This is a genomic window from Nocardia sp. NPDC019323 (genome assembly GCF_044389845.1).
Classification (GTDB): Bacteria; Actinomycetota; Actinomycetes; order Mycobacteriales; family Mycobacteriaceae; genus Nocardia; species Nocardia implantans.
This window is the reverse complement of sequence record NZ_JBIRYN010000001.1, coordinates 544,705-564,805: the sequence shown is the minus strand read 5'-3', so window position 1 is coordinate 564,805 and position 20,101 is coordinate 544,705. Positions and strand designations below refer to the sequence as shown.

21 protein-coding genes are annotated in these 20,101 nt (G+C 69.4%); 12 read left to right on the top strand and 9 right to left on the bottom strand.

Annotated features, from left to right (window positions below; all coding sequences use genetic code 11):
- The first annotated feature begins 1 nt into the window (after nt 1).
- A complete protein-coding gene (locus ACH49X_RS02595; protein WP_357209272.1) occupies nt 2–991 on the top strand; it encodes a LacI family DNA-binding transcriptional regulator in 990 nt (329 codons plus the stop codon).
- 433 nt (nt 992–1,424) lie between these two features.
- Here ACH49X_RS02595 and ACH49X_RS02590 read toward each other — a convergent pair whose 3' ends face one another.
- The gene (locus ACH49X_RS02590) at nt 1,425–1,676 is read right to left on the bottom strand and encodes a hypothetical protein (protein ID WP_357209235.1); all 252 of its coding nucleotides are present in this window, start codon (nt 1,674–1,676) and stop codon (nt 1,425–1,427) included.
- 432 nt (nt 1,677–2,108) lie between these two features.
- On the opposite strand from ACH49X_RS02590, the gene ACH49X_RS02585 reads away from it, so the two are divergent.
- Nucleotides 2,109–2,909, top strand: a complete 801-nt coding sequence (locus ACH49X_RS02585) for an SDR family NAD(P)-dependent oxidoreductase (RefSeq protein ID WP_357209237.1) — start codon at nt 2,109–2,111, stop codon at nt 2,907–2,909.
- 41 nt (nt 2,910–2,950) lie between these two features.
- A complete protein-coding gene (locus tag ACH49X_RS02580) occupies nt 2,951–3,484 on the top strand; it encodes a VOC family protein (protein WP_357209238.1) in 534 nt (177 codons plus the stop codon).
- 9 nt (nt 3,485–3,493) lie between these two features.
- Here the strand turns inward: ACH49X_RS02580 and ACH49X_RS02575 are convergent, their stop codons facing one another.
- On the bottom strand, nt 3,494–3,871 hold the full coding sequence (locus ACH49X_RS02575; protein ID WP_357111497.1) for a nuclear transport factor 2 family protein: 378 nt from the start codon (nt 3,869–3,871) through the stop codon (nt 3,494–3,496).
- A gap of 138 nt (nt 3,872–4,009) precedes the next feature.
- Here ACH49X_RS02575 and ACH49X_RS02570 point away from each other — a divergent pair, with 138 nt between their 5' ends.
- Nucleotides 4,010–5,470, top strand: coding sequence for an FAD-binding protein (locus ACH49X_RS02570; RefSeq protein ID WP_357209240.1), 1,461 nt, complete (start codon nt 4,010–4,012; stop codon nt 5,468–5,470).
- 170 nt (nt 5,471–5,640) lie between these two features.
- On the opposite strand, the gene ACH49X_RS02565 is transcribed toward ACH49X_RS02570, so the two are convergent.
- Nucleotides 5,641–5,892, bottom strand: coding sequence for a nuclear transport factor 2 family protein (locus ACH49X_RS02565; protein WP_357209242.1), 252 nt, complete (start codon nt 5,890–5,892; stop codon nt 5,641–5,643).
- 294 nt (nt 5,893–6,186) lie between these two features.
- On the opposite strand from ACH49X_RS02565, the gene ACH49X_RS02560 reads away from it, so the two are divergent.
- Genes ACH49X_RS02560 through ACH49X_RS02540 form a run of 5 tightly spaced genes read left to right on the top strand, consistent with a single transcriptional unit; the run spans nt 6,187 to nt 10,951 of the window.
- The gene (locus tag ACH49X_RS02560; protein ID WP_357111504.1) at nt 6,187–7,134 is read left to right on the top strand and encodes an SMP-30/gluconolactonase/LRE family protein; all 948 of its coding nucleotides are present in this window, start codon (nt 6,187–6,189) and stop codon (nt 7,132–7,134) included.
- 36 nt (nt 7,135–7,170) lie between these two features.
- A complete protein-coding gene (locus ACH49X_RS02555; RefSeq protein WP_195080277.1) occupies nt 7,171–8,076 on the top strand; it encodes an SDR family NAD(P)-dependent oxidoreductase in 906 nt (301 codons plus the stop codon).
- Between the two features lie 29 nt (nt 8,077–8,105).
- Nucleotides 8,106–9,335 (top strand): cytochrome P450, encoded by a 1,230-nt coding sequence (locus ACH49X_RS02550; protein WP_357111508.1) that lies wholly within the window; start codon nt 8,106–8,108, stop codon nt 9,333–9,335.
- Between the two features lie 8 nt (nt 9,336–9,343).
- Complete coding sequence (locus ACH49X_RS02545) at nt 9,344–9,664, top strand: 2Fe-2S iron-sulfur cluster-binding protein (RefSeq protein ID WP_195080275.1); 321 nt, start codon at nt 9,344–9,346, stop codon at nt 9,662–9,664.
- A gap of 3 nt (nt 9,665–9,667) precedes the next feature.
- Complete coding sequence (locus ACH49X_RS02540; protein ID WP_195080274.1) at nt 9,668–10,951, top strand: NAD(P)/FAD-dependent oxidoreductase; 1,284 nt, start codon at nt 9,668–9,670, stop codon at nt 10,949–10,951.
- A gap of 67 nt (nt 10,952–11,018) precedes the next feature.
- Here ACH49X_RS02540 and ACH49X_RS02535 read toward each other — a convergent pair whose 3' ends face one another.
- Genes ACH49X_RS02535 through ACH49X_RS02510 form a run of 6 tightly spaced genes read right to left on the bottom strand, consistent with a single transcriptional unit; the run spans nt 11,019 to nt 17,018 of the window.
- Complete coding sequence (locus ACH49X_RS02535) at nt 11,019–11,987, bottom strand: alpha/beta hydrolase (protein ID WP_357209243.1); 969 nt, start codon at nt 11,985–11,987, stop codon at nt 11,019–11,021.
- Between the two features lie 4 nt (nt 11,988–11,991).
- Nucleotides 11,992–12,720: a GntR family transcriptional regulator gene (locus ACH49X_RS02530; RefSeq protein WP_195080273.1), complete on the bottom strand. Its 729-nt coding sequence runs from the start codon at nt 12,718–12,720 to the stop codon at nt 11,992–11,994.
- Nucleotides 12,717–13,976: a CaiB/BaiF CoA-transferase family protein gene (locus ACH49X_RS02525; RefSeq protein ID WP_357111515.1), complete on the bottom strand. Its 1,260-nt coding sequence runs from the start codon at nt 13,974–13,976 to the stop codon at nt 12,717–12,719. Before ACH49X_RS02525 ends, ACH49X_RS02530 begins: the two co-directional genes overlap by 4 nt.
- Entirely contained in the window at nt 13,973–15,058 is a 1,086-nt protein-coding gene (locus ACH49X_RS02520) for an acyl-CoA dehydrogenase family protein (protein ID WP_357209244.1), read from the bottom strand. The genes ACH49X_RS02525 and ACH49X_RS02520 overlap by 4 nt, the downstream gene beginning before the upstream one ends.
- Entirely contained in the window at nt 15,055–16,221 is a 1,167-nt protein-coding gene (locus ACH49X_RS02515; protein WP_357111579.1) for an acyl-CoA dehydrogenase family protein, read from the bottom strand. Before ACH49X_RS02515 ends, ACH49X_RS02520 begins: the two co-directional genes overlap by 4 nt.
- Complete coding sequence (locus ACH49X_RS02510) at nt 16,218–17,018, bottom strand: enoyl-CoA hydratase-related protein (protein WP_195080270.1); 801 nt, start codon at nt 17,016–17,018, stop codon at nt 16,218–16,220. Before ACH49X_RS02510 ends, ACH49X_RS02515 begins: the two co-directional genes overlap by 4 nt.
- A 133-nt stretch (nt 17,019–17,151) precedes the next feature.
- Between ACH49X_RS02510 and ACH49X_RS02505 the strand changes: the two genes are divergently transcribed.
- The 3 genes from ACH49X_RS02505 (at nt 17,152) to ACH49X_RS02495 (ending at nt 19,972) form a co-directional block, all read left to right on the top strand.
- A complete protein-coding gene (locus ACH49X_RS02505; RefSeq protein ID WP_195080269.1) occupies nt 17,152–17,910 on the top strand; it encodes an SDR family NAD(P)-dependent oxidoreductase in 759 nt (252 codons plus the stop codon).
- Nucleotides 17,907–18,320 carry a VOC family protein gene (locus ACH49X_RS02500; RefSeq protein ID WP_195080268.1) on the top strand — a complete coding sequence of 138 codons (414 nt, stop codon included), beginning with the start codon at nt 17,907–17,909 and terminating at the stop codon, nt 18,318–18,320. Before ACH49X_RS02505 ends, ACH49X_RS02500 begins: the two co-directional genes overlap by 4 nt.
- 86 nt (nt 18,321–18,406) lie before the next feature.
- Nucleotides 18,407–19,972 (top strand): FAD-dependent oxidoreductase, encoded by a 1,566-nt coding sequence (locus ACH49X_RS02495; RefSeq protein WP_357209246.1) that lies wholly within the window; start codon nt 18,407–18,409, stop codon nt 19,970–19,972.
- Nucleotides 19,973–20,101: the final 129 nt, after the last annotated feature.

The window sequence follows — 20,101 nt, the reverse complement described above, 5'->3', positions numbered from 1 at the left end:
CATGCGGGAAGTGGCCGCTGCGGCCTCGGTGTCGGTCGGCACCGTCTCCAACGTGCTCAACGCCCCCGACAAAGTCGCTCCCGCCACCGTGGAACGGGTACTGGCCGCCATCGATCGCCTCGGATTCGTCCGCAACGACGCGGCCCGTCAGCTCAAGGCTGGCCGCTCCCGCTGCGTCGGCCTGGTAGTGCTCGACATCGCCAACCCCTTCTTCTCCGACGTCGCCCGCGCCGCCCAGCAGCGCGCCGCCGAACACGACCTCGTCGTGCTGCTCGGCTCCAGCGACGACGACCCCCACCGGGAGCGGCTCTACCTCGAAACCTTCGACGAACAAAGGGTTTACGGTCTGCTCATCACCCCGTCCGGGAGCGATCAGGACCGGCTGATCGCCCTGCACAACCGAGGCGTTCCGGTCGTGCTGGTGGACCGCGACGGGCACGGCACCCCCTTCTCCTCGGTCGCCGTCGACGATGTGGCCGGTGGAGAACTGGCCGTCCAGCACCTGTGCGCCACCGGCCGCCGCCGCATCGCCGTCGTCGGCGGCCCCGCGACGCTCTCCCAGATCGCGGACCGCCGCACCGGCGCTCACCGCGCCGCCGCCGGGCGCCCCGGCGTCACCCTCACCGTTATCGACACACCCGCCCCCACCGTGCTCGCCGGCCGCGCCGCGGGTGAACGCCTCGCCGCCATGCCCGCAGGCGACCGCCCCGACGCCGCCTTCTGCGTCAACGACCTGCTCGCCATCGGCGTCTTGCAGGGCCTGACCCTGCACGGCGTCACGGTGCCCGACGACGTGGCCCTGATCGGTTACGACGACATCGATTTCGCCCAGTCCGTCGTCGTCCCGCTCACCTCGATCCGCCAGCCGCGCGCGGACATCGGATCCTCTGCCATCGACCTTCTGGTAGCAGCGGCAAACGATCGGCAGCAGGGGCAGGAACATATCTGTTTCCGCCCCGATCTCGTCGAGCGTGCCTCCACCGTCGGCTGAACGATCCGACGACTTCCGATTATCGGTGACACCTGTCCCAGGAGGTGAGCGGCCACGACGCGTCGCGAGTGCGACGACTTCCGGTGATCCGCCGACTTCGTGTCTCGGAGGTGTTTCTCTCCTGAGCGAGCGGCGGTGAGCGTACGGCCCGGGTAAGGCGCGGTGTCATGCCTGCGCACGCGGTGCATGAGGAGATCTGCCTGTTCTGGCCGTCGACTGCTATCGTGCAACTAGCACGAGATAGTGACAGGAGATGCGAAGCCCTCATGGACGCAATCGCTGAAGAGGCCCCCACGGCGGCGCTGACGCTCGATCAAAAGATCGCGCTCGGCGCTGGGGCGTCGTTCTGGACCACGCGAGCCGTTCCCGGAGTTCGTTCATTGATGCTCACCGATGGCCCCCACGGACTTCGGGATCAGGGCAAAGCGGGAGATCATCTGGGTATCGGCAGAAGCCGCCCCGCGACCTGCTCCCGACAGCAAGTGCGCTCGCGTCGTCCTGGGACGTCGGCGTCCTGCAGGGCGAAGCTGCCGTTCTCGAGGGTGGTCACCACCGATTCGCCGACCAGCTTTGCCTGATAGGACACGGGCGGCGGCTGGTTCGAATCGGCATGCGCGGTGGTCATGCCCACCACGACGCCGGTCACGGCGAGCGCGGCCGTGAGCGTCGTTCGGCGAAGTTTCATCGAAGTTCCTCATCGAAGTGGTTCGGAACACTGTCGAGCGACAGTGAGAGGTGTATCACTAGCACGAGACAGTAAAGTAGACGAAAAGTAGCGCCGGTGTCACGTGCTAGTTCGATCAGGCGCTTCGGTGGATGAATCTGTTCGTCGCATCTCCCGACCAGCGGGACAGCTGGCGTCGAGAGCGGCCGAGTTGCGCCACGCTGGCGTTGTGGCATCGGAAACCGTCAGGACGTTCTCCTCGGGCATGGTGGAGCGAGAGTTGTTCCGGACGTGCGGACTGCCGCGCGGCTGGCTGGAACCGTCGAGCATCTGGTGTCGGGGAACGTCTATCGGCGTCCCGATCCCTGCGGCGCCTCCCGGTACCGCTGGAATCCAGGCGGCATCCGTAGCACGAGGTGCCTGCGACGCCGTGCTACTCAGAAACGAGGACCGATGCAACTGAACGGAAAGGTTTTGGCCGTCACCGGAGCGGGCAACGGCATCGGCAGGCAGACGGCGCTGCGCCTGCTCGCGCGCGGAGCGCGAGTCGCGCTCATCGACCTGAACGAGGATTGGCTGCGGGAGACGCGTGCGCTCGCCGGCGCGCCGGAGGACCGCCTCTCGCTGCACGTTGCCGATGTCACCGACCCGGCGGCCGTCGCAGCGCTGCCCGCCGCGGTGCTGGCCGAGCACGGAGAGGTCGACGGCCTCGTGAACATCGCGGGCATCATCCATCGCTTCGCTCCCGTCATAGAACTCGAGCGTGGCGAGATCGAGCGGGTGGTGCGGGTGAACCTGTGGGGCACCATCGACATGTGCCTGGCGTTTCTGCCCGAGCTGCGGACGCGTCCCGAGGCGATCCTGGTGAACATGTCGAGTCTGTCCGGGCTGATTCCCTTTGCGGGCCAGACGATCTACAGCGCCACCAAGGCAGCGGTGAAGCAGTTCAGCGAGGGGCTGTACCAGGAGCTGGCGGACACGAACGTCACAGTCGTCACTGTCTTCCCCGGCAACGTCAGCACGAATCTGAGCGGCAACTCAGGCGTCGCGATGATCGACTCCGGCGGCCGGAAGGTCAGGGCGAGTACCCCCGAGCGTACGGCAGATCTGGTCGTCGCCGGCATGGAGAAGGGCAGCTTCCGGGTGCTCGTCGGGCAGGACGCGAATCTGCTCGACCGGCTCGTCCGCCTCGCTCCGCGCTGGGCGACGAACATGGTTGCCGGGCAGATGAAGAACGTGCTTCGCGCCGAGTGAGCCGGATCGAGCGGAGCAGCCGGCGAGGAGGTCACACGGATATGCGCGGAATCAACCACATCGTTCTGTACGTAGCGGATCTGGAGCGCAGCTTGGAGTTCTACGAGAGCGTGCTCGGGTTCGAACGTCTGCCCGGAGGCTTCCCGGGTGGCGCGTTCCTGCGCTGCGCGGGATCGGCGAATGACCACGATCTGGGGCTGTTCCGATCCAGGAACCGTGCCGTCCCTGCGGCAGGCTCCGTGGGGTTGTATCACGTCGCCTGGGAGGTCGCGACACTGTCCGAACTCGCGGCGGTCCGCGATCGTCTGAGGCGTGTGGGCGCCGAGATCGGTGCCTGCGACCACGGCTCGACCAAAGCGCTGTACGGTCGCGACCCCGACGGCATCGAGTTCGAGGTGTGCTGGCTGGTTCCGGACGAACATGTCGAGGAGGCGCTGCGGCCGGGCACCGCGATGACGGCTCCGTTGGACATCACGGCCGAGGTCGCGCGTTACGGTGCCGACACCCCGGGCGGCCCGCGCACCGACACGACCATGTGGGAGCGCGTGGCCGCGAGGCTGGCCGCAGGGCGGTGAGCCCCGCTCTCAGCGAGCTGTGGTGACGATATCGGCGGCGTTGTAGAAGGCGCGCATGCTCGTGATGTGTCCGTCGGCGTCGAAGGCCATGACATCGATGGGTTCTACGATGATCACCCGGTCGGTCGTCGTCGTGGTGACTCGCATGTGGAAGGCCGCCGAAGACCCCGAGACCCGGACCACCAGCAGCTCCGCGCTGTTGTCGACGGCGTCGAGCGGGCCGTAGAAGGCGGTGATGGCGTCGCGCCCGCGCCGGACTTCCGCGCCGACGGGGTCTTCCACAGTGGCGTCCTCGGCGTAGAGGGCGGCGATTTCCGCCGCCGTGCCGGTGGTGAGGCGGGACACGTATTCGCGCACCACCGCGGTGATCTGCGCTACCGATGACATGGAGTCCTTTCCCGGCGGCGCTTTCGGCCGCCTCGACCTGCTCATGGCAGCAGACCGGCCCCCAGGCGTGGGGGGCTCGTTCCGCTCGGTGGGAGGCGATCTGGCGCATCGCCGTCGGTCCGGGCGACTCTGCCCGGCATGCGAACCGATATTCCTGAAGTAGTGGCGGCCGCCGAGGTGGCGGAGTGGTCGGACGAGGTCGACGTCGTCGTGATCGGCGCGGGCATCGCCGGGGGTTGCGCGGCGGCCGAGGCCGCGGCACAAGGAGCACGGGTGCTCGTCCTGGAACGCGCGGCGGCGCCTGGCGGGACCTCGGCGATGGCCGGAGGCCATTTCTACCTCGGCGGTGGCACGCCCGTGCAGACGGCGACCGGGCACTCCGATTCGGCCGAAGAGATGGCGAAGTACCTCACCGCAGTTTCACGCAGCCCCGACGTGGACAAGATTCGCGCCTACTGTGCCGACAGCGTCGAGCACTTCCACTGGCTGGAGGACCTGGGCTTCCAGTTCGAGCGCACCTTCTACCCGCAGAAGGCGGTGATCCAGCCCGGTACGCAGGGTTTGATGTACACCGGCAATGAGAACGTCTGGCCGTTTCGCGAGCTGGCGGTGCCGGCGCCACGCGGACACAAGGTTCCCGTCGCCGGTGACACCGGCGGCGCGGCGCTCGTCACCGGGCTGCTCGTGGAGCGTCTCGCGCGCCTCGGCGTAGAGATACGCTACGCCGTCGGCGCCAGGAACCTGGTGTGCGACGGACAGGGCGCGGTCACGGGCGTCGCCTGGAAAGGGTTGTCGCAGCGCGGAGTGATCAAGGCGGGTGCGGTTGTCGTCGCGACGGGTGGTTTCGTCATGAATCCCGACATGGTGCGGCAATACGCGCCGGTCTTGGCCGAGAAGCCCTACACGCTGGGCTCCTCCTATGACGACGGGCTTGGCATCCGCCTGGGCATGTCCGTCGGCGGCGCGACCGAACACATGGACCAGTGCTTCCTCACCGCCCCGATCTATCCGCCCGCCCGCCATCTCACCGGCATCGTGGTCAACGCGCTCGGGCGGCGGTTCGTCGCCGAGGATTCCTACCACGCCCGCACGGCGGGTTTCGTCCTGGAGCAGCCCGGTGCGAAGGCCTACCTGATTCTGGACGAAGCGCATCTGGAGAAGCGCGATTTCCAGTTGGTGCCGTTCATCGACGGCTGGGAGAGCGTCGCCGAGATGGAAGCTGCGCTCGCGCTTCCGGAGGGAAGCCTGCAGAAGACCCTGGACGAGTACAACGCGCACGCGGTGCGCCGGGAGGACCCGGCTTTCCACAAGCAACCGGAGTACGTCGAGCCGCAGGACCACGGACCGTGGGCAGCCTTCGACCTTTCGCTGGGCGCGGCGTCCTACGCCGGATTCACCCTCGGCGGGCTGCGCACGACGGTCGACGGCCGGGTTGTCGGCGGCGACGGTGCGGTCGTGCCGGGCCTCTACGCCGCCGGCGCGTGCGCACCGAGCCTGGCCCAGGACGGCAAGGGATACGCCAGCGGAACCCAACTCGGCGCCGGTTCCTACTTCGGCCGGCGCGCGGGGCGGCATGCGGCGTCGTGGGCCGCGCCGTAGCTGCGGGAGCCAATCGATGGCCTCGGCCATTTCCCGCTGGCCGAGGCGGGCCCTGAACCGGTCAGCACAAGGCGTCCGGCGCTCCGACATCTCGGGCGACAGCGCGTCGAGCTTGTCCGGCCGGTCGACGGTTTCGCGCGCTCGCCCGTGCCCAAATTCACGACGCGGACCTAACAGCTGGATTCCGCCGCGTCACCGTCGACGGCGACGCGATAGGTGCCGAGCAAGTGCTGGGATGGGCCGCACGGATCGAGATATCCGGCGATGGTCCGGATCAGCGTGGCGCGCCCTTCGACGCGGAAACCGCCGTAGTCACCGGAGGCGTCGGGGTGGAAGACGTCTTCGAGCATCGTCCAGTCGCGGCCGTCGAGCGCGTAACCGTATCGGTTCAGCACGTCGACGATGGCCCGATGGTCGGGCATGGTGACAGGTCCTCTCCCGGCGGTGCCGTTCGCCGCCGCGGTCCGCTCATAGCAGCAGACCGGCCGCCGTGCGGAGGCCACCCGTTCCGCTCGCCGGGAAGCGCACCGGCTCCGTCCGGTGGGGGCTCCCGCTGAATGGGAGCGCACCGTCCGGTGAGTGAGGCGCGCCCTATCGTCCTGACATGCCAAGTCCTTGTGACCCAGTTCACGCGTGAGTTTCGCGCTTCCGCACACCGGTTCCCGCCGCAGGCGGGGCCGGCGACATCGGTCACCGTTTCCCGGAAGGTCCAGACCATGACCAATCCCGTTGACACCGTCGCTGCCGCCGTCAGCGCCGCCGGCGCCTCGACTTTCGAGGCCCGCAAGGTCTCGAGTGGATACTCCTGGCCGGAGTGCCCGCGGTGGCACGCGGGCGCCTTCTGGTTCTCGGACATGTACACCGGAACTCTCAAGACGCTCGACGCCGACGGCAACGCAACCGTCGTCGTGGATGCGACCGGCCGCGCCGCGAACACCGATGCTCCGATCGTGCTGGGCGGGTTCGGCTGGCTGCCCGACGGCCGCCTGATCGTGGTGTCCATGCACGAGAAGCTGGTGCTGGCGCACGGTGGCGGCGGACCCGGCGACCTGTCGGTGTATGCCGATATCTCGCAGTACTGTTCGGCCGCCGCCAACGACATGGTGGTCGACGCCGACGGTCGCGCCTACATCACCCAGCTCGGCTTCGACATCTTCAAGGGTGAGCAACCGGTCGCCTCTCCGCTGATCGTGGTCGAGCCGGACGGCGCTGTCTCCACCCCGGAGAAGGTGGGTCCGCTGCTGTGCGCGAACGGGATCGCCGTCAGCGCCGACGGCACCAAGGTCTACACCGCCGAGGTCATGGCGTTCAAGATCACCGTGCTCGACCGCGCTCCGGACGGCACGCTGTCGAACCCCCGTGACTTCGCCTCCTGCCCGTTCATGCCCGACGGCATCGGGCTCGACGCGGAGGGCGGGGTGTGGGCGGCCATGCCCGGCGGCGGCTACGTCGCGCGCTTCACCGAGCAGGGCATCACCGACGCGATCCCGATGCCGCTGGAGAACGGCATCGCCTCCGCGTGCCTGCTGGGTGGCCCGGACCGGGACCGGCTCTACATGACGGTCGGGTACGAGGTCTACGACTTCGAGAAGTCGGCCCGGGAGGCGCTGGGCAGCGTCTGGGTGGCCGATGTGGCCCACCGCGGCGGCGACACTCGCCCCTGATCACACCGAGACAGCCAGGAATACGAGGAAAAGACAATGGCAACACTGGATTTCAGCGATCGCGTCGTCATCGTGACCGGCGCGGGTCGTGGCATCGGGCGGGCGAACGCGCTGCTGCTCGCCTCGCGTGGCGCCGCCGTGGTGGTGGGTGACCTCGGTGCCCGCATCGACGGCTCCGGCGTAGAGGGTGACGACCCGGCCGCGGGTGTGGTCGCCGAGATCACCGCCGCCGGCGGCAAAGCCGTCGCCTGCAACGCCGACGTCTCGACCGAGCAGGGGGCGCGCGCGCTGGTCGACGCCGCCATCTCGTCGTTCGGCAAGCTCTCGGCCGTCGTCAACAACGCGGGCATCGTCCGTACCGCGCCCTTCACGGAGGTGCCGGACGAGGAGTACCAGCGTCATCTCGACGTGCACTACTTCGGCGCGATGCGGTTGTGCCGGGCGGCTTGGCCGCACCTGCTCGAGGCCGACGCCCCGCGTGTGGTCAACACCATTTCGCAAGCGATGCTGGGCAACCCGGGTATGTCGCACTACGGCGGTTCCAAAGGCGCGTTGTTCGGTCTGACCCGCAACTTGGCGCTCGAAGGCTTGGCCGCGGGCATCAAGGTCAATGCCATCGCGCCGGGCGCGGGCACCCGGATGGCCGAGGCAGCGGCCGACACCTTGTCGCCGGAGATCATGGAGTACATGCGCACGGCGCTGCTGCCGGAGCACGTGGCTCCGGTGGTGGCCTATCTGGTGCATCCCGACTGCCAGGTCACCGGTGAGGTGTTCAACGTGGCTGGCGGCATCGTGAACCGGTTGGCGCTGGTCAATACCGTCGGCATCCACGACCCTTCGCTCACCGTCGAGACCGTCGCCGAGCAGTTCGAGCAGATCATGGCGATCACGCCGCAGGCTGTGCCGCAGGTCGTCGCCCCGGCCCAGATGCCGGTGTCCTGAATCCCGACGTCCCTTCCAGGAGCCATCACATGAGCACAACCGAGACGGCGACCGGCACCGAATACCCCTTCGGCGCGGTCGATCCCGACGAAGCGGCCGCGCGGTACCGGGCGATCGCCGCGGACCGGCCGATGACGAAGATGACGATGCCTTTCGGCGGCGACGCGTGGGTCATCCACCGCAATGCCGCGGCTCGGCAGATGTTGAGCGATCCCCGATTCGTGCGGGAGCCGTTCCGCACCGGTGAACGCGTGACCCCTTACTTCGTGGAGTTCCCGGACTTCCTGCGGACCACCTTGCAGTTCGAGGATCCGCCGCATCACACCAAGCTGCGCAAGCTGGTGCAGCGCTCGATCTCGCCGAAGCGGGTCAAGGCCATGCGTGATTCGGCGGTGGAGTTCGCCGATCATCTGATCGACGAGATGATCGCGAAGGGCGCGCCGACCAACCTGGTGCACGACTACGCGGTGGCGCTGCCGATCCAGATGCTGGCCAACTTGCTCGGCGTGCCGCCGGAGGATCGGCCCAAGTTCCAGAAGTGGAGCTCGTCCACCCTGGCCGTGGCGAACATGCCGGAGGAAGAGGTCGTCGCCAACATGACCGAGCTGGTCGTGTACATGATGGCCCTCATCGAGGAGCGCAGGAAGAACCCGCGCGAGGATCTGCTGAGTGACCTGGCCAACGCTCGCGACAAGGACGACAGCCTCACCGACGCCGAAATCCTGCCGATCGCCCTGGTTCTGATCATCGGCGGGTTCGACAACACCGCGAACTTCATCTGCGCCGGTGTGCTGTCGCTGCTGCGCAATCCCGATCAGCTCGAGCTCTTCCTGCGGGATCCGGACGGGATGGCCCCCACCGCGGTAGAGGAGATCCTGCGGCACGGACGGATGGCGCTGGGCGACACGATCACCGGTGGCGGCGGGCTCGTTCCCTTCGTCGCCACCGAGGATGTGGAACTCGACGGCCAGGTGATCGCCCGTGGCGAGGCCGTGCTGGTCGATCCCGCCTCGGTCAACCACGACGGCGTGGCCGTCGAGAACGACGAGGTCTTCGACATCCGGCGCAGCAACAACCCGCACCTGACCTTGAGCTACGGCTTGCACCACTGCTTGGGTGCGCCCCTGGCCCGGATGGAGATGCAGGTCGGCCTGGCCGAGCTGTTCAAGCGACTGCCAGGACTGAAGCTCGACGGGGAGGCGGTCATCGACAAAGACAACCTCACCCAGGCGATCACCGATCTGCCGGTCAGCTGGTAGGAGCAGCGATGCCGAAAGTGTTCTACACCCAGCCCGACGGCGTGGTGAAGGTCGTCGACGGCGTCGCTGGGGACTCGGTCATGTCGACCGCTGTGCGCAACGGCGTGAACGGCATCGTGGGCCAGTGCGGTGGCACGTTGTCATGTGCCACCTGCCACGTCTACCTCGATCAAAAGGAGCTGGGGTTCTTTCCGGAGCCCACCGAGGACGAGGACGACATGCTGGACTGCACCGCATCGGACCGGCAGGACAACTCACGCCTGTCCTGCCAGCTGACCTTGTCGGACGGAATCGACCTGCACGTGACCGTCCCCGACGAACAGGTCTGACCGATGACCGGAGCGCAGGACACGCTTGGCCCGGAGGTGTCGATGCCGCACAGCGTCGTGGTCGTCGGGGCCTCGCACGCCGGTGTACAACTCGCCGATCGCCTCCGTACCGAGGGCTACACCGGAGAGATCACACTGATCTCCCACGAACCACACCTTCCGTACCAGCGGCCACCGCTGTCCAAGGCATGGCTCAAAGGCGAAGCCAGTAGCGACTCGGTGCTGTTGCGCGGTCCCGCCCACTACGAGAACCAGAAGATCGAACTGCTCACCGGGGCGCGCGTGGAGGAGCTCGAGCGGACCTCGGCGGGAGTCGAGGTGCGGTTCTCGCGGGACGGCGAGCGCCTCGTGCGACGGTTCGACCGGCTGGTGCTGGCGACCGGAGCGCGGGCGCGGCGGTTGACGCTGCCGGGCGCGGACCACTCCGACGTGCTCGTGTTGCGCGATCTGGACCACGCCCGGTCGCTCGCCGCCCGGGTGCAGGCCGGCCCCCTGGTGGTGATCGGCGGCGGGTTCGTCGGCCTGGAGGTCGCCGCCACCGCGCGTGCACTCGGGGCCGAGGTAACCGTGATCGAGGCGGGCGAGCGATTGCTCGCCCGCGCGGTGGGCGCGGACACCGCCACCGCCCTGCTCGTCGCCCATCGTGCGATGGGAACCGAGGTCGTGCTCGGCGCGGCGCCGGTGGAAATACTGCACGACGGCGACGGAGTCCGGGCGGTGCGGCTCGATGACGGCCGCGAGATACCGGCGGCGACGGTGCTGGTCGGTATCGGAGCCGAAGCGCGCACCGAGCTGGCCGAGCAGTTCGGGCTGGAGTGCGACGGCGGAATCGTCGTCGATGAGCGGTGCCTGGCCTCCGACGGGTGGACACTGGCGGTCGGCGACTGCACCACCCACGTGTCGAGCACCGGCAGCCGCTACCGGCTCGAGTCGGTGGACAACGCGGTGGAACAGGCCGATACCGCTGCCGCGGTGCTGCTGGGGCGACCGGTCCCCGATCGGGCCGCCCCGTGGTTCTGGTCCGATCAGGGCGATCAGAAGCTGCAAATCACGGGTCTCATCGGTGGCCACACCGCGATGCTCGTGCGGGTCGATCCGCAGCGCCCGCGCCGGCGGGTCGCCCTCTACTTCACCGACGACGCGCTGGTCGCCGCCGAGTGCCTGAATTCGCCGGCCGACTTCGTGGCGTTGCGGTCGGCGCTCGGCAAGGGCCATCGTCCAGGTCCAGAAGTTCTGTCCGACAACGCGGTCCCGCTCAAGAAGCTGCTGGCGCCGGGGCGCGGCTGAGCATCGAGCCGCACGAACCCGGGCCTCCGAGCATCGGCTCCGGGGCCCGTGTCGTGTGTTCGCGCGGCTACGCCTGCCGGAAACGCGCCGCCACCAAGGCGCCGACCTCGGCCATCGCCGCCCGAGCGCGGGCGACCGAGGCGGTCTGCATGGCGAAGCCGTGGCCGACGCCCGGGTAGCGCAGCTGTGCGGTGGGTACGCCGGCGTCCCGCATCCGGTCGCCGTAGGCCTCGACGGCGTCGCGGAGGGGATCGCCGTAGCCGACGGCGATGACGGCCTGCGGCAGACCCGCGAGTGAATCCGCCAGCGCCGGAACGCCGTAGGCGTCGTCGACGGCCGGATCCTCACCGAGGTACAAGCCCTTCATCCAGTCGATATCCGGGGCGGTGAGAAAAGGGGAATCGCCGAACTCGCGCATCGACGGCCTATCTGTGCGCCGTTCGATCCCGGGATAGAACAGCACCTGCTGGGCGATGGCGGGCCCGGCCAGGTCCCGGCCGCGCAGCGCGGTCGCCGCGGCCAGACTGCCGCCCGCGCTGTCTCCGCCCACGCCGATGCGGGCAGCGTCGACGCCCCATGCCGCGGCGTTCTCGCTCACCCAGCACAGGGCCGCGTACGCCTCGTCGTTGGCGACGGGGTAGCGGTGCTCGGGTGCGAGCCGGTACTCGACGTTGAACACCACCGCACCGGTGGCGTGGGCGACATCACGGGCCAGCCGGTCGAACGACTGCAGCGTGCCCATGATCATGCCGCCGCCGTGGAACCAGACGAGTGCGGGCGCGCTCGTCTCCGGTGCCGCGTGCGGCCGGTAGACGCGCAGCGGGATCGTGCCGTGCGGGCCGGCGATCGTCGCGTCGCGTACCGCCGCCATCTCAGGGCCGGGCGGGCGGACGATGGACTCGAGCGAACGGCGGGCCGCCTCGACGCCGACGGTCCGCAGAGGGGCCGCTCCGATGCTCGCCATCCGCTCGACGAGCACGGCGACATCGGGATCCCAGACGAAACGGTACGGCGGATGCCCGGTCGGAACGGTCACTGGTCTACTCCTGGGGAACGGCGGGAACTGCCGGGTGATCCGCGGCTGTGCGCGTGGCGCGCAACATGATCCCGGTGCTCGTCTCCCCACCCCGGCGGTGCTCGTTCATCAACTCGACGAGCCGCTCGTTGTCGTGGCGGGCGAGCGCTTCGATCATCTGGTCGTGTTCGGCCACCACGCGCGCACGGGCGGCCGGGTCGTAGAGATAGGCGGCGTGGTACGGCATGGCCAGCGTCCACAGCCGGCGCACTTCGGCGACCACCAGGTTCAGTGGTGATCGGTCGAAGATCGCGAAGTGGAAGGCGTGGTTGTGCAGCCGCATGGCGAGTACGTCACCGTGCTCAGCGGCGGCGACCACCAGTTCGGCGGCCCGGGTGACCTCGGCGAGGGCGTCTTCGGGAAACAGCGGAAGCGACCGCAGCACCTCGGGCTCGAGCGCGGCGCGCATGAGGTAGATCTGGTCGAAGTCGGACTGTTGCAGACGGGCTACCGTATAGCCGACATTGGGCTCGTGCTCGACCAGGCCTTCGGCGGTGAGGTGGCGCAAGGCTTCGCGGATCGGCAGTCGGCTGACGCCGAGTCGCTCAGCCATCAGGACCTGGCGGATCGGCTGACCCGGCAGCAGTTCACCGCTCACGATCAGCCGCTCGATCTCCTCGACCACCCGTCCGGTGGCCCGGCCGACGTCGCGACCGCCCTCCGCCGCCGCTGCACTGCCGGTTCGCTTGCTCACGGATTCCCGAAGATACCAGCCGCCCGCAGCGCCGCGATCCGCTCGGCGCTGTAGCCCATGGCGCTCAGCACGGCTGCGGTGTCGGCGCCACGCGGCACCGCAGGGCGCGGGGTGCGGTACGGGGACCGACTCAGCTTGATCGGCACCCCGACGCCCCGATAGTCCTCCGTCTCGAGAAACAGGCCGCGATGCCGCGTCTGCGCGGCCCGCAACGCCTCGTCCACGGTGTTGACCGGTGCGGCGGCCACTCCGACCTGTTCCAGGCGCAGCGCCAGCTCCTGCCGCGACCACGGCGCGATCCGCTCGGCGAGGATCGCGACGAGCTCTTCACGGTGGGCGTGGCGCCGGCCGTTGGTGGTGAAGCGTGCGTCGTCGGCGAGTTCGGGCACCCCGAGAGTCTCGGCGAGCGAACGGAACTGTCGGTCGTTGGCCGCGCTGACGAAGAAGTCGCCGTCGGCGGCACGGAATACCTGGTAGGGCACCACCGTCGGATGGAAGTCCCCGGTCCGCTGCGGCACCTTGCCGCTGGCGACCCAGTTGGCCGCGTGCGGATGCAGGAGGGAGATGACCGAGTCCAGCAGCGCCAGGTCGACCAACTGCCCCCGGCCGCTGCGCTCGCGCTCGAACAGCGCCAGCAGGATTCCGTTGACCGCGAAGTTGGCCGTGACGATGTCGACGATCGGCACTCCGACCCGCAGTGGGTTCCCGTCCGGGTAGCCGTTGATGCTCATCAGCCCGCCGAAGGACTGCAGCACCGCGTCGTAACCGGGCAGCCCGCCCATCGGCCCGTCCACGCCGAAACCGGTGATGCGGCAGTAGATCAGGCGCGGATGCCGCTGCGCCAGCACCGTCTCGAAATCGAATCCCCAGCGCGCCATGGTGCCCGCCTTGAAGTTCTCGATCACGACGTCGGCGCCGGCGAGCAGGTGTGCGAGGATCTCGCGGCCCTCGTCGGTGCGCAGGTCGAGACCGATGTTCTCCTTGCTGTGGTTGAGACTGGCGTAGTACGCGCTGCTGGCGCCCTCGTCCACGAACGGCGGGCCCCAGCCGCGGGTTTCATCACCGCCTGGCCCCTCCACCTTGATGACCTCGGCGCCCTGATCGGCCAGCATCTGCGCGGTGTACGGGCCGGCCAGCACACGGCTCAGATCCAGCACGCGCAGCCCGCTCAATACGCCGGCGCCGGTCGCGGTGTCCGCGGCGCGCCAGGCGGCGCGGCCGTCGACGCCCGTCTCGTCGGTGGTGACGATAGTCATCGCGAATACCTTTCTGCGGCAACAGCGTCGGTTGACTCCGCACCGATGATCAGATCCCATGGATCGGCGCCCTCGTCCAGGATTTGCCCGGCCAGGACCTCCGACCAGTACCGCTCCGAGCCGTAGCGGTTGCGCCAGCTCCACAGCGCGGTGGTCGAGCGCCCGAGCATGTGCTCGGAGGTGAATCCGATGGCGCCGTGGATCTGGTGCCCGGCGGCGGCCACCTCCCGGGCCGACGCGGAGGTCACCACCTTGGCGGCCGCGATCGCGGTGCGGCGAGCCGTGTGGTCGGCGGTCGCGGCGGCCTCGGTCGCCGTCTCCATCAACGCGGTCGACGCGGCGAGGCCGGCGAGTCGTTGCTGGATGGCCTGGAACTTGGCGAGGGGGCGACCGAACTGGACTCGCTCGGCGGCATAGCGCAGCGTCCGATCGCGGACCGCACCCGCTGCCGCGGTCAGCGCCACCGCGTACGCGAGTGCTCCGCGTTCCTCGACTTCGGTTGTGTCCACTGGGGATCGGTACAGCCGGACGGGCGTGCCGTCGAAGCGGTAGTCGTCGAGTGCGGCACCCAGCAGGTCGCTGCCTCTCTCCGAGCTGATGCCGGCCGCGTCGGCCGCCACGATCGCGACCGATGGTCGCTCACCCGCGCCGGACGCGGGCAACAACACGACCAGCAGTTGGGCGTCGGACCCGTGGACGACACCGGTGACGATGCCGTCGAGCACGACACCGTCGCCGGTGTCGCGTGCAGTGCAGCCCTCGCGAGCGATGGCGAGGGTGGCGGGCTGATTCGCCGGGTTGCCGGTGCACTCGGCGACCAGACGGCTCGCCAGCACGGTGTGCTCGAGCAGCATGGTGAGAGCGCCGTGCCGGGCGACCGCGTGCAGCACCGACAGCGCGTCGGCCGTGCTTCCGCCGCTGCCGCCCTGCGCCTCCGGGATCCCGATCTCGGTGAAGCCTGCCTCGGTGAGCGCGGCCCACAGCGCGCCGTCGGTTCCCCCGGCGGGCGTAGTGGTGTCGATCCCGACGCGCTCGGCCATCGAGGCGACCGCCGAGATCAACTCGAGGTTGAGGTAGCTCATCGCAATCCCATTCCGCGCGCGACGATTCCGCGCAAGATCTCGTTCGTGCCGCCCCGCAGGGTGAACGCCGGTGTGTGCAGTACCCCGGCGGCGAGCAGGCGGGCGAACGCATCGCCGCCATGGCGCCGGGGCTCGGTCTCGGCGCAGGCGCGAATGGCCTCCACGAGGTCGCCCTCGAAGGTGGAGCCGAGATCTTTCACCATCGCCGCGAGGACGTCGGGCTTGCGGCCCGCGGCGAGTTCGGCGGTGACCGCGAGTGACATCCGGCGCAGCGCCCAGGCGTGCGCGGTCAGCGAACCGAGTGTGACGCGCTGCTGCTCGGTGGCGCCGGTGCGGCGCAGCCGCTCGGCCCACGCGTGCAGCAGCGGCATGGTCGACAGGTAGCGCTCGGGGCCGGACCGTTCGAAGGCGAGCTCGCTCATCACCTGAGTCCAGCCCGCACCGCGCCGACCGAGCAGGGCGTCGGCGCCGACGTGCGCGTCGTGGAAGACGACCTCGTTGAAGTGCGCGCCGCCGTCGATGCTGCGCAGCGGGCGTACCTCGATATCCGCGTGCGACAGGTCGACCACGAACTGCGACAGCCCGGTGTGCCGGTCACCAGGACCGCCGTCGGTGCGGGCCAGCAACACCATGGCGTGTGCCACGTGCGCTCCGGTGGTCCAGACCTTGGTGCCGCTGATCGTCCACGAGCCGTCGGAGCGCTCCACCGCCTTCGTGCGCACCGCGGCGAGGTCGGAGCCGGCGTCGGGCTCGCTCATCCCGATGGCGAAGAACAGCTCACCGGCCGCGATGCCGGGCAGGTAGCGCTGCTTCTGCTGCTCCGTGCCGTTGGCCGAGATGCTCGGCGCCATCTGCCGGTCGGCGATCCAGTGCGCGGCGACCGGTGCACCGTGAGCGAGAAGTTCCTCGGTGACCACGAAGCGTTCGAGGAGGGGACGCTCGTGCCCGCCATAGCGTTTCGGCAGCGTCATGCCGAGCCAACCGCGCGCCCCCAGCCGGGCGCTGAACGCCGGATCGAACCCGCTCATCCAGTTGTCCGGCGCGGGGGAGAAGGAACCGGCGTCGAGTTCCGCGCGCAAGAAGGCGCGCACCTCGCCGCGGACCCGCCGCAGCTCGGCGTCCGCGGCGGGGGAGCCGCCGGGCGCAGTGGACACGGCGGTCATCGTCCGGGCCCCCGCGACGACCAGGAACTCTCGCCCTTGCGCGACATCGACCACATCTGCACACCGCGCTCGATCTCGAGGGCCGACGACCAGCTCACCGCGGGCGGGCCCAGTTCGAGCCGGGCGCTGTTCATGATGCGGCGGGTGAGTTCGGGATCGGCGGCGGCCGGGGCGGTGAGCTCCGCGATGCGCGCGTCGAGGTCGGACTCCGCGGCGGCCAGGTGTGCCAGGCCGCGGGCGACCGCGTCGGTACCGGTCAGCGACAGACCGCAGGCGGCAAGCGCGATGGTGCTCGACCAGCCGACGGCACGGCCGAGCAGTGCCAGGTGCCCGCCGCCGGGGTGGATGCCGCGAGCGAGGAATCCGCTCTCCAGCCGCGCCTCGGGCGTGACCACCAAGAGGTCGGTGGCCATGGCGAGGTTGAGTCCGGCGCCGACCGCGCCGCCGACCACTCGTGAGATGGTGGGAACGGGCAGCATGCCGACCCGGACGAAGGCGCCGTAGACCGCTGACGTGCGGCTCACCGCTTCGGGGGAGGCGGGGTCGGCCGAGGATGTCGCCAGGTCGCGGGTGTCGGCGCCGCTGCAGAAGTAGGAGCCCGCCGCGCGCACCACCACCGCGCCGATGCCGGGGTCGGTCTCCACCCGGGTGCAGAAGTCACCGATCAGCGCGGCCATCTCCAAGGTGATCGCGTTCTTGCGGCGCGGATTGTTGAGTGTCAATTGCGCGACACCGTCCGTGAAGTCGGTCAGGACCGGCGGCTCGGACGGGGCGCCGACCGGATTGTCAGGCGTCATGGGGCCACGGTAGCAGATTGGATCCAAAATAAAATCCAATGATGATTGACAATCCTGACGTCCGGCTCGGAGAGTGTGCAGAGGCAGGACGTCACCCCTGCGATCTGGTGACGAATCGACGAAAGGTGAACTCGTGTTCGAATTGAATGGGCGAATCGCCCTGGTCACCGGTGCGGGCCAGAGCGTGGGGGAGGGCATCGCGACGGTGCTGGCGCGTCAAGGGGCGACAGTCGTGGTGAACGATTTGTTCGCCGATCGCGCGGAGCGGGTGGCGACGGACATCGTCGCCGAGGGCAACAAGGCCATCGCCAGGGCGTTCGACGTCACGGACTACCAGGCGACGGTCGACGCGGTTCGCTCGGCCGAGGCCGAGCTGGGGGGCCACGTGAACATCCTGGTGAACAACGCCGGCGTAGCCGAGGATCGGGTCAGCAAGCCGTTCCGGGAGCTGACGCCCGAGCAGTGGCCGCCGTCGATCGACCTCAACATCTACGGCGCGATGAACTGCATCAAGGCGGTCATCGACGGCATGTGCGACAACGGCTGGGGCCGTGTCGTGCAGATCTCGTCGGGGTCGGCGCGCACCGGCCAGAACATCAATGTCTCCATGTACGCCACCGGCAAGAGCGGCATCGAAGGCTTCATCCGTCATCTCGCCGCCGAAACCGGGCAGTACGGCGTGACCGCCAATATCGTCGCTCTCGGCCTGCAGGCCAACCTGGTGCACAAGATGCCGCCGGAACAGATCGAGCGGCTGATCGCCGGTATCCCGATCGGGCGCTTGGGCGACCCGATCGAGGTCGGCGCGTTCTGCGCGTACCTGGCCTCGAACGAAGCCGGGGGAATGACCGGACAGACGCTCGACTTCAACGGCGGGTCGCAGACCCGATGAGCGGGACCCCGACGCCGGGAGTGAGTCTCTCGCTCACCGCGATCCGCGTCACCGACCTGGCGCGGTCGGCCAAGTTCTACACCGCAGGATGCGGATTCTCCGAAGAGCGGTCCTTCACCACCGACACCTTCGACGCGGTGATCCTGCGGGCCGGAACGGCCGGAGTGGAACTCATCGCACCGCATGGCGCTCCCGCGGCACCCGACCACGGCACCATGCTCGTGAAATTGGTCCTGAACACCGAGGACGTGGCCGGGCTGCTGGACACTGCTTGCGCGCACGGCGGCACCGGGGAAATGCCCGCGACCACGCTGGCCCGGTTCGGCGGCCGCACCATCGGCAAGGTGCGTGACCCCGACGGCTATTTGATCGAGGTCGTGAGCTCCACCGCGCAGCCGAACGACCGCTGAGCGGGATGACCGGGCGTGACGGTGCCGCGCGAGGTCTAGCGTGACGCCGTTCACACCCGGACCGGAGAGATGGAGTGCAGTCGACGATGAGCTGGGGCAGTACCTTTGACGTTGTAGTGGTGGGCTCGGGTGGCGCGGCCCTGGCGGGAGCGCTGGCAGCGACCCACCGGGGTCTGTCGACCTGCGTGATCGAGAAGACGGATCGTTTCGGCGGCACGTCGGCCTATTCCGGTGGCAGCGTCTGGTTGCCCGGCAATCACGTGCTGAAGCGGGACGGTGTCGACGATTCCGTCGAGAAGGGACTCGCCTACTTCTCCGCGCTCGTCGGTGACCGCACCCGCCCCGAGGTGCAGCGTGCCTACCTGGAGACCGGTCCGGTCGTCGCCGACTTCCTGGAGAACACGATCGGCATCCCACTCGAGCACCGGCCTTTCCCGGACTATTTCGACGCGCCGGGACGAAGCGCCAACGGGCGCAGCATCTTCGCCCGCCCGATCTCGGCGGAGGAGGTCGGTGACCGGCTGGGCGACATCCGGCCGGTCGTGCCGGTCGACCAGTTCGGGATCGAAATGGACCGGTCGATGCTCGACGGCGGCCAGGCCTGGATCGCCCGGATGATCCTCGCTCTGGACGCCTCGGGTCGCGCCGAGCTGAAACTGTCCACCCCGGCCACCGGCCTGGTGCAGGACGAGGAGGGGCGGGTCACCGGCGTCGTCGTCACCGGACCGGACGGCACGCAGACCCGCATCCGGGCGCGCGCGGGAGTATTGCTTGCCGCGGGCGGTTTCGAGCGTTCGGCGGAACTGCGCGCGAAGTGGCAGGACATGCCGACCGCCGACTGGAGTTCGTCGCACCCCGACACCGGCTCCGGCGACGCCGTCGCCTTGGCGCAGTCGGCGGGCGCCGAACTGGACCTTCTGGACCAGTCGTGGTGGTGTCCGGCCACCCTGTTCCCCAACGGCCATGCCGCGTTCACGCTCGGCGTGCGGGCCGGAATCTTCGTCGACGGCACCGGGCAGCGCTTCGCGAACGAAATGCTTCCTTACGACCGGATGGGCCGCGCGATGCGCGAACGGATGCGGCTCGGCCACGGCGACGCGTTCTGGTTCGTTTTCGACGACCGATCCGGTGACGATCTGCCCGCCATCTGCGTCCCCTCGCCCGACCGCGAGGAACTCTCGGCGGCCGGGTTGTGGCACACCGCAGGCGACATCGCCGAACTCGCCGGCGCGATCGGCGTCGATCCCCAGCGACTGGTCGCGACGGTGCGCCGGTTCAACGAGTTCGCCGAGCGCGGCCGGGACGCGGACTTCGACCGCGGCGAGGACCCGTTCGGCCGCTTCTTCGTGGGTGCGACCTCGGCGCAGCCGTGCCTGCGCCCGCTCGACGGCTCCCGTTTCCACGCGGTCCGGCTGGTCCTCGGCGATCTCGGCACCAAGGGCGGCGCGGTGATCGGCCCCGAAGGCGCGGTCGAGCGGGGCGACGGCTCGGTGATTGCCGGCCTCTACGCCGCGGGCAACTCCGCGGCCTCGGTAGCGGGGCCGGTCTATCCAGGCCCCGGCGTGCCGCTGGGCTCCGGCATGGTGATGGCCTACCGCGCCGTGGCCGACATGGCCGGTCGGCTCAGCGGAGCTGACGCCGCCGCATCCTGACCGGCCGCGGGGCGGGGGGGGGGCCCCCCCCCCCCCCCCCCCCCCGCCGCCCGCCCCCCCCCCCCCCGCCCCCCCCCCCCCCCCGCCCCCCGGGCCGGGGGGGGGGGCGGGGGGGGGCCCCCCCCCCAT

Excerpts from the sequence above, each read along its gene's own strand:
- ACH49X_RS02590 (WP_357209235.1), bottom strand. The coding sequence starts at position 1,676 with ATGAAACTTCGCCGAACGACGCTCACGGCCGCGCTCGCCGTGACCGGC.
- ACH49X_RS02545 (WP_195080275.1), top strand. The coding sequence starts at position 9,344 with ATGCCGAAAGTGTTCTACACCCAGCCCGACGGCGTGGTGAAGGTCGTC.
- ACH49X_RS02525 (WP_357111515.1), bottom strand. The coding sequence starts at position 13,976 with ATGACTATCGTCACCACCGACGAGACGGGCGTCGACGGCCGCGCCGCC.
- ACH49X_RS02500 (WP_195080268.1), top strand. The coding sequence starts at position 17,907 with ATGAGCGGGACCCCGACGCCGGGAGTGAGTCTCTCGCTCACCGCGATC.
- ACH49X_RS02555 (WP_195080277.1), top strand. The coding sequence starts at position 7,171 with ATGGCAACACTGGATTTCAGCGATCGCGTCGTCATCGTGACCGGCGCG.
- ACH49X_RS02570 (WP_357209240.1), top strand. The coding sequence starts at position 4,010 with ATGCGAACCGATATTCCTGAAGTAGTGGCGGCCGCCGAGGTGGCGGAG.
- ACH49X_RS02560 (WP_357111504.1), top strand. The coding sequence starts at position 6,187 with ATGACCAATCCCGTTGACACCGTCGCTGCCGCCGTCAGCGCCGCCGGC.
- ACH49X_RS02510 (WP_195080270.1), bottom strand. The coding sequence starts at position 17,018 with ATGACGCCTGACAATCCGGTCGGCGCCCCGTCCGAGCCGCCGGTCCTG.
- ACH49X_RS02575 (WP_357111497.1), bottom strand. The coding sequence starts at position 3,871 with ATGTCATCGGTAGCGCAGATCACCGCGGTGGTGCGCGAATACGTGTCC.
- ACH49X_RS02565 (WP_357209242.1), bottom strand. The coding sequence starts at position 5,892 with ATGCCCGACCATCGGGCCATCGTCGACGTGCTGAACCGATACGGTTAC.
- ACH49X_RS02580 (WP_357209238.1), top strand. The coding sequence starts at position 2,951 with ATGCGCGGAATCAACCACATCGTTCTGTACGTAGCGGATCTGGAGCGC.
- ACH49X_RS02520 (WP_357209244.1), bottom strand. The coding sequence starts at position 15,058 with ATGAGCTACCTCAACCTCGAGTTGATCTCGGCGGTCGCCTCGATGGCC.
- ACH49X_RS02515 (WP_357111579.1), bottom strand. The coding sequence starts at position 16,221 with ATGACCGCCGTGTCCACTGCGCCCGGCGGCTCCCCCGCCGCGGACGCC.
- ACH49X_RS02495 (WP_357209246.1), top strand. The coding sequence starts at position 18,407 with ATGAGCTGGGGCAGTACCTTTGACGTTGTAGTGGTGGGCTCGGGTGGC.
- ACH49X_RS02585 (WP_357209237.1), top strand. The coding sequence starts at position 2,109 with ATGCAACTGAACGGAAAGGTTTTGGCCGTCACCGGAGCGGGCAACGGC.
- ACH49X_RS02550 (WP_357111508.1), top strand. The coding sequence starts at position 8,106 with ATGAGCACAACCGAGACGGCGACCGGCACCGAATACCCCTTCGGCGCG.
- ACH49X_RS02595 (WP_357209272.1), top strand. The coding sequence starts at position 2 with ATGCGGGAAGTGGCCGCTGCGGCCTCGGTGTCGGTCGGCACCGTCTCC.
- ACH49X_RS02540 (WP_195080274.1), top strand. The coding sequence starts at position 9,668 with ATGACCGGAGCGCAGGACACGCTTGGCCCGGAGGTGTCGATGCCGCAC.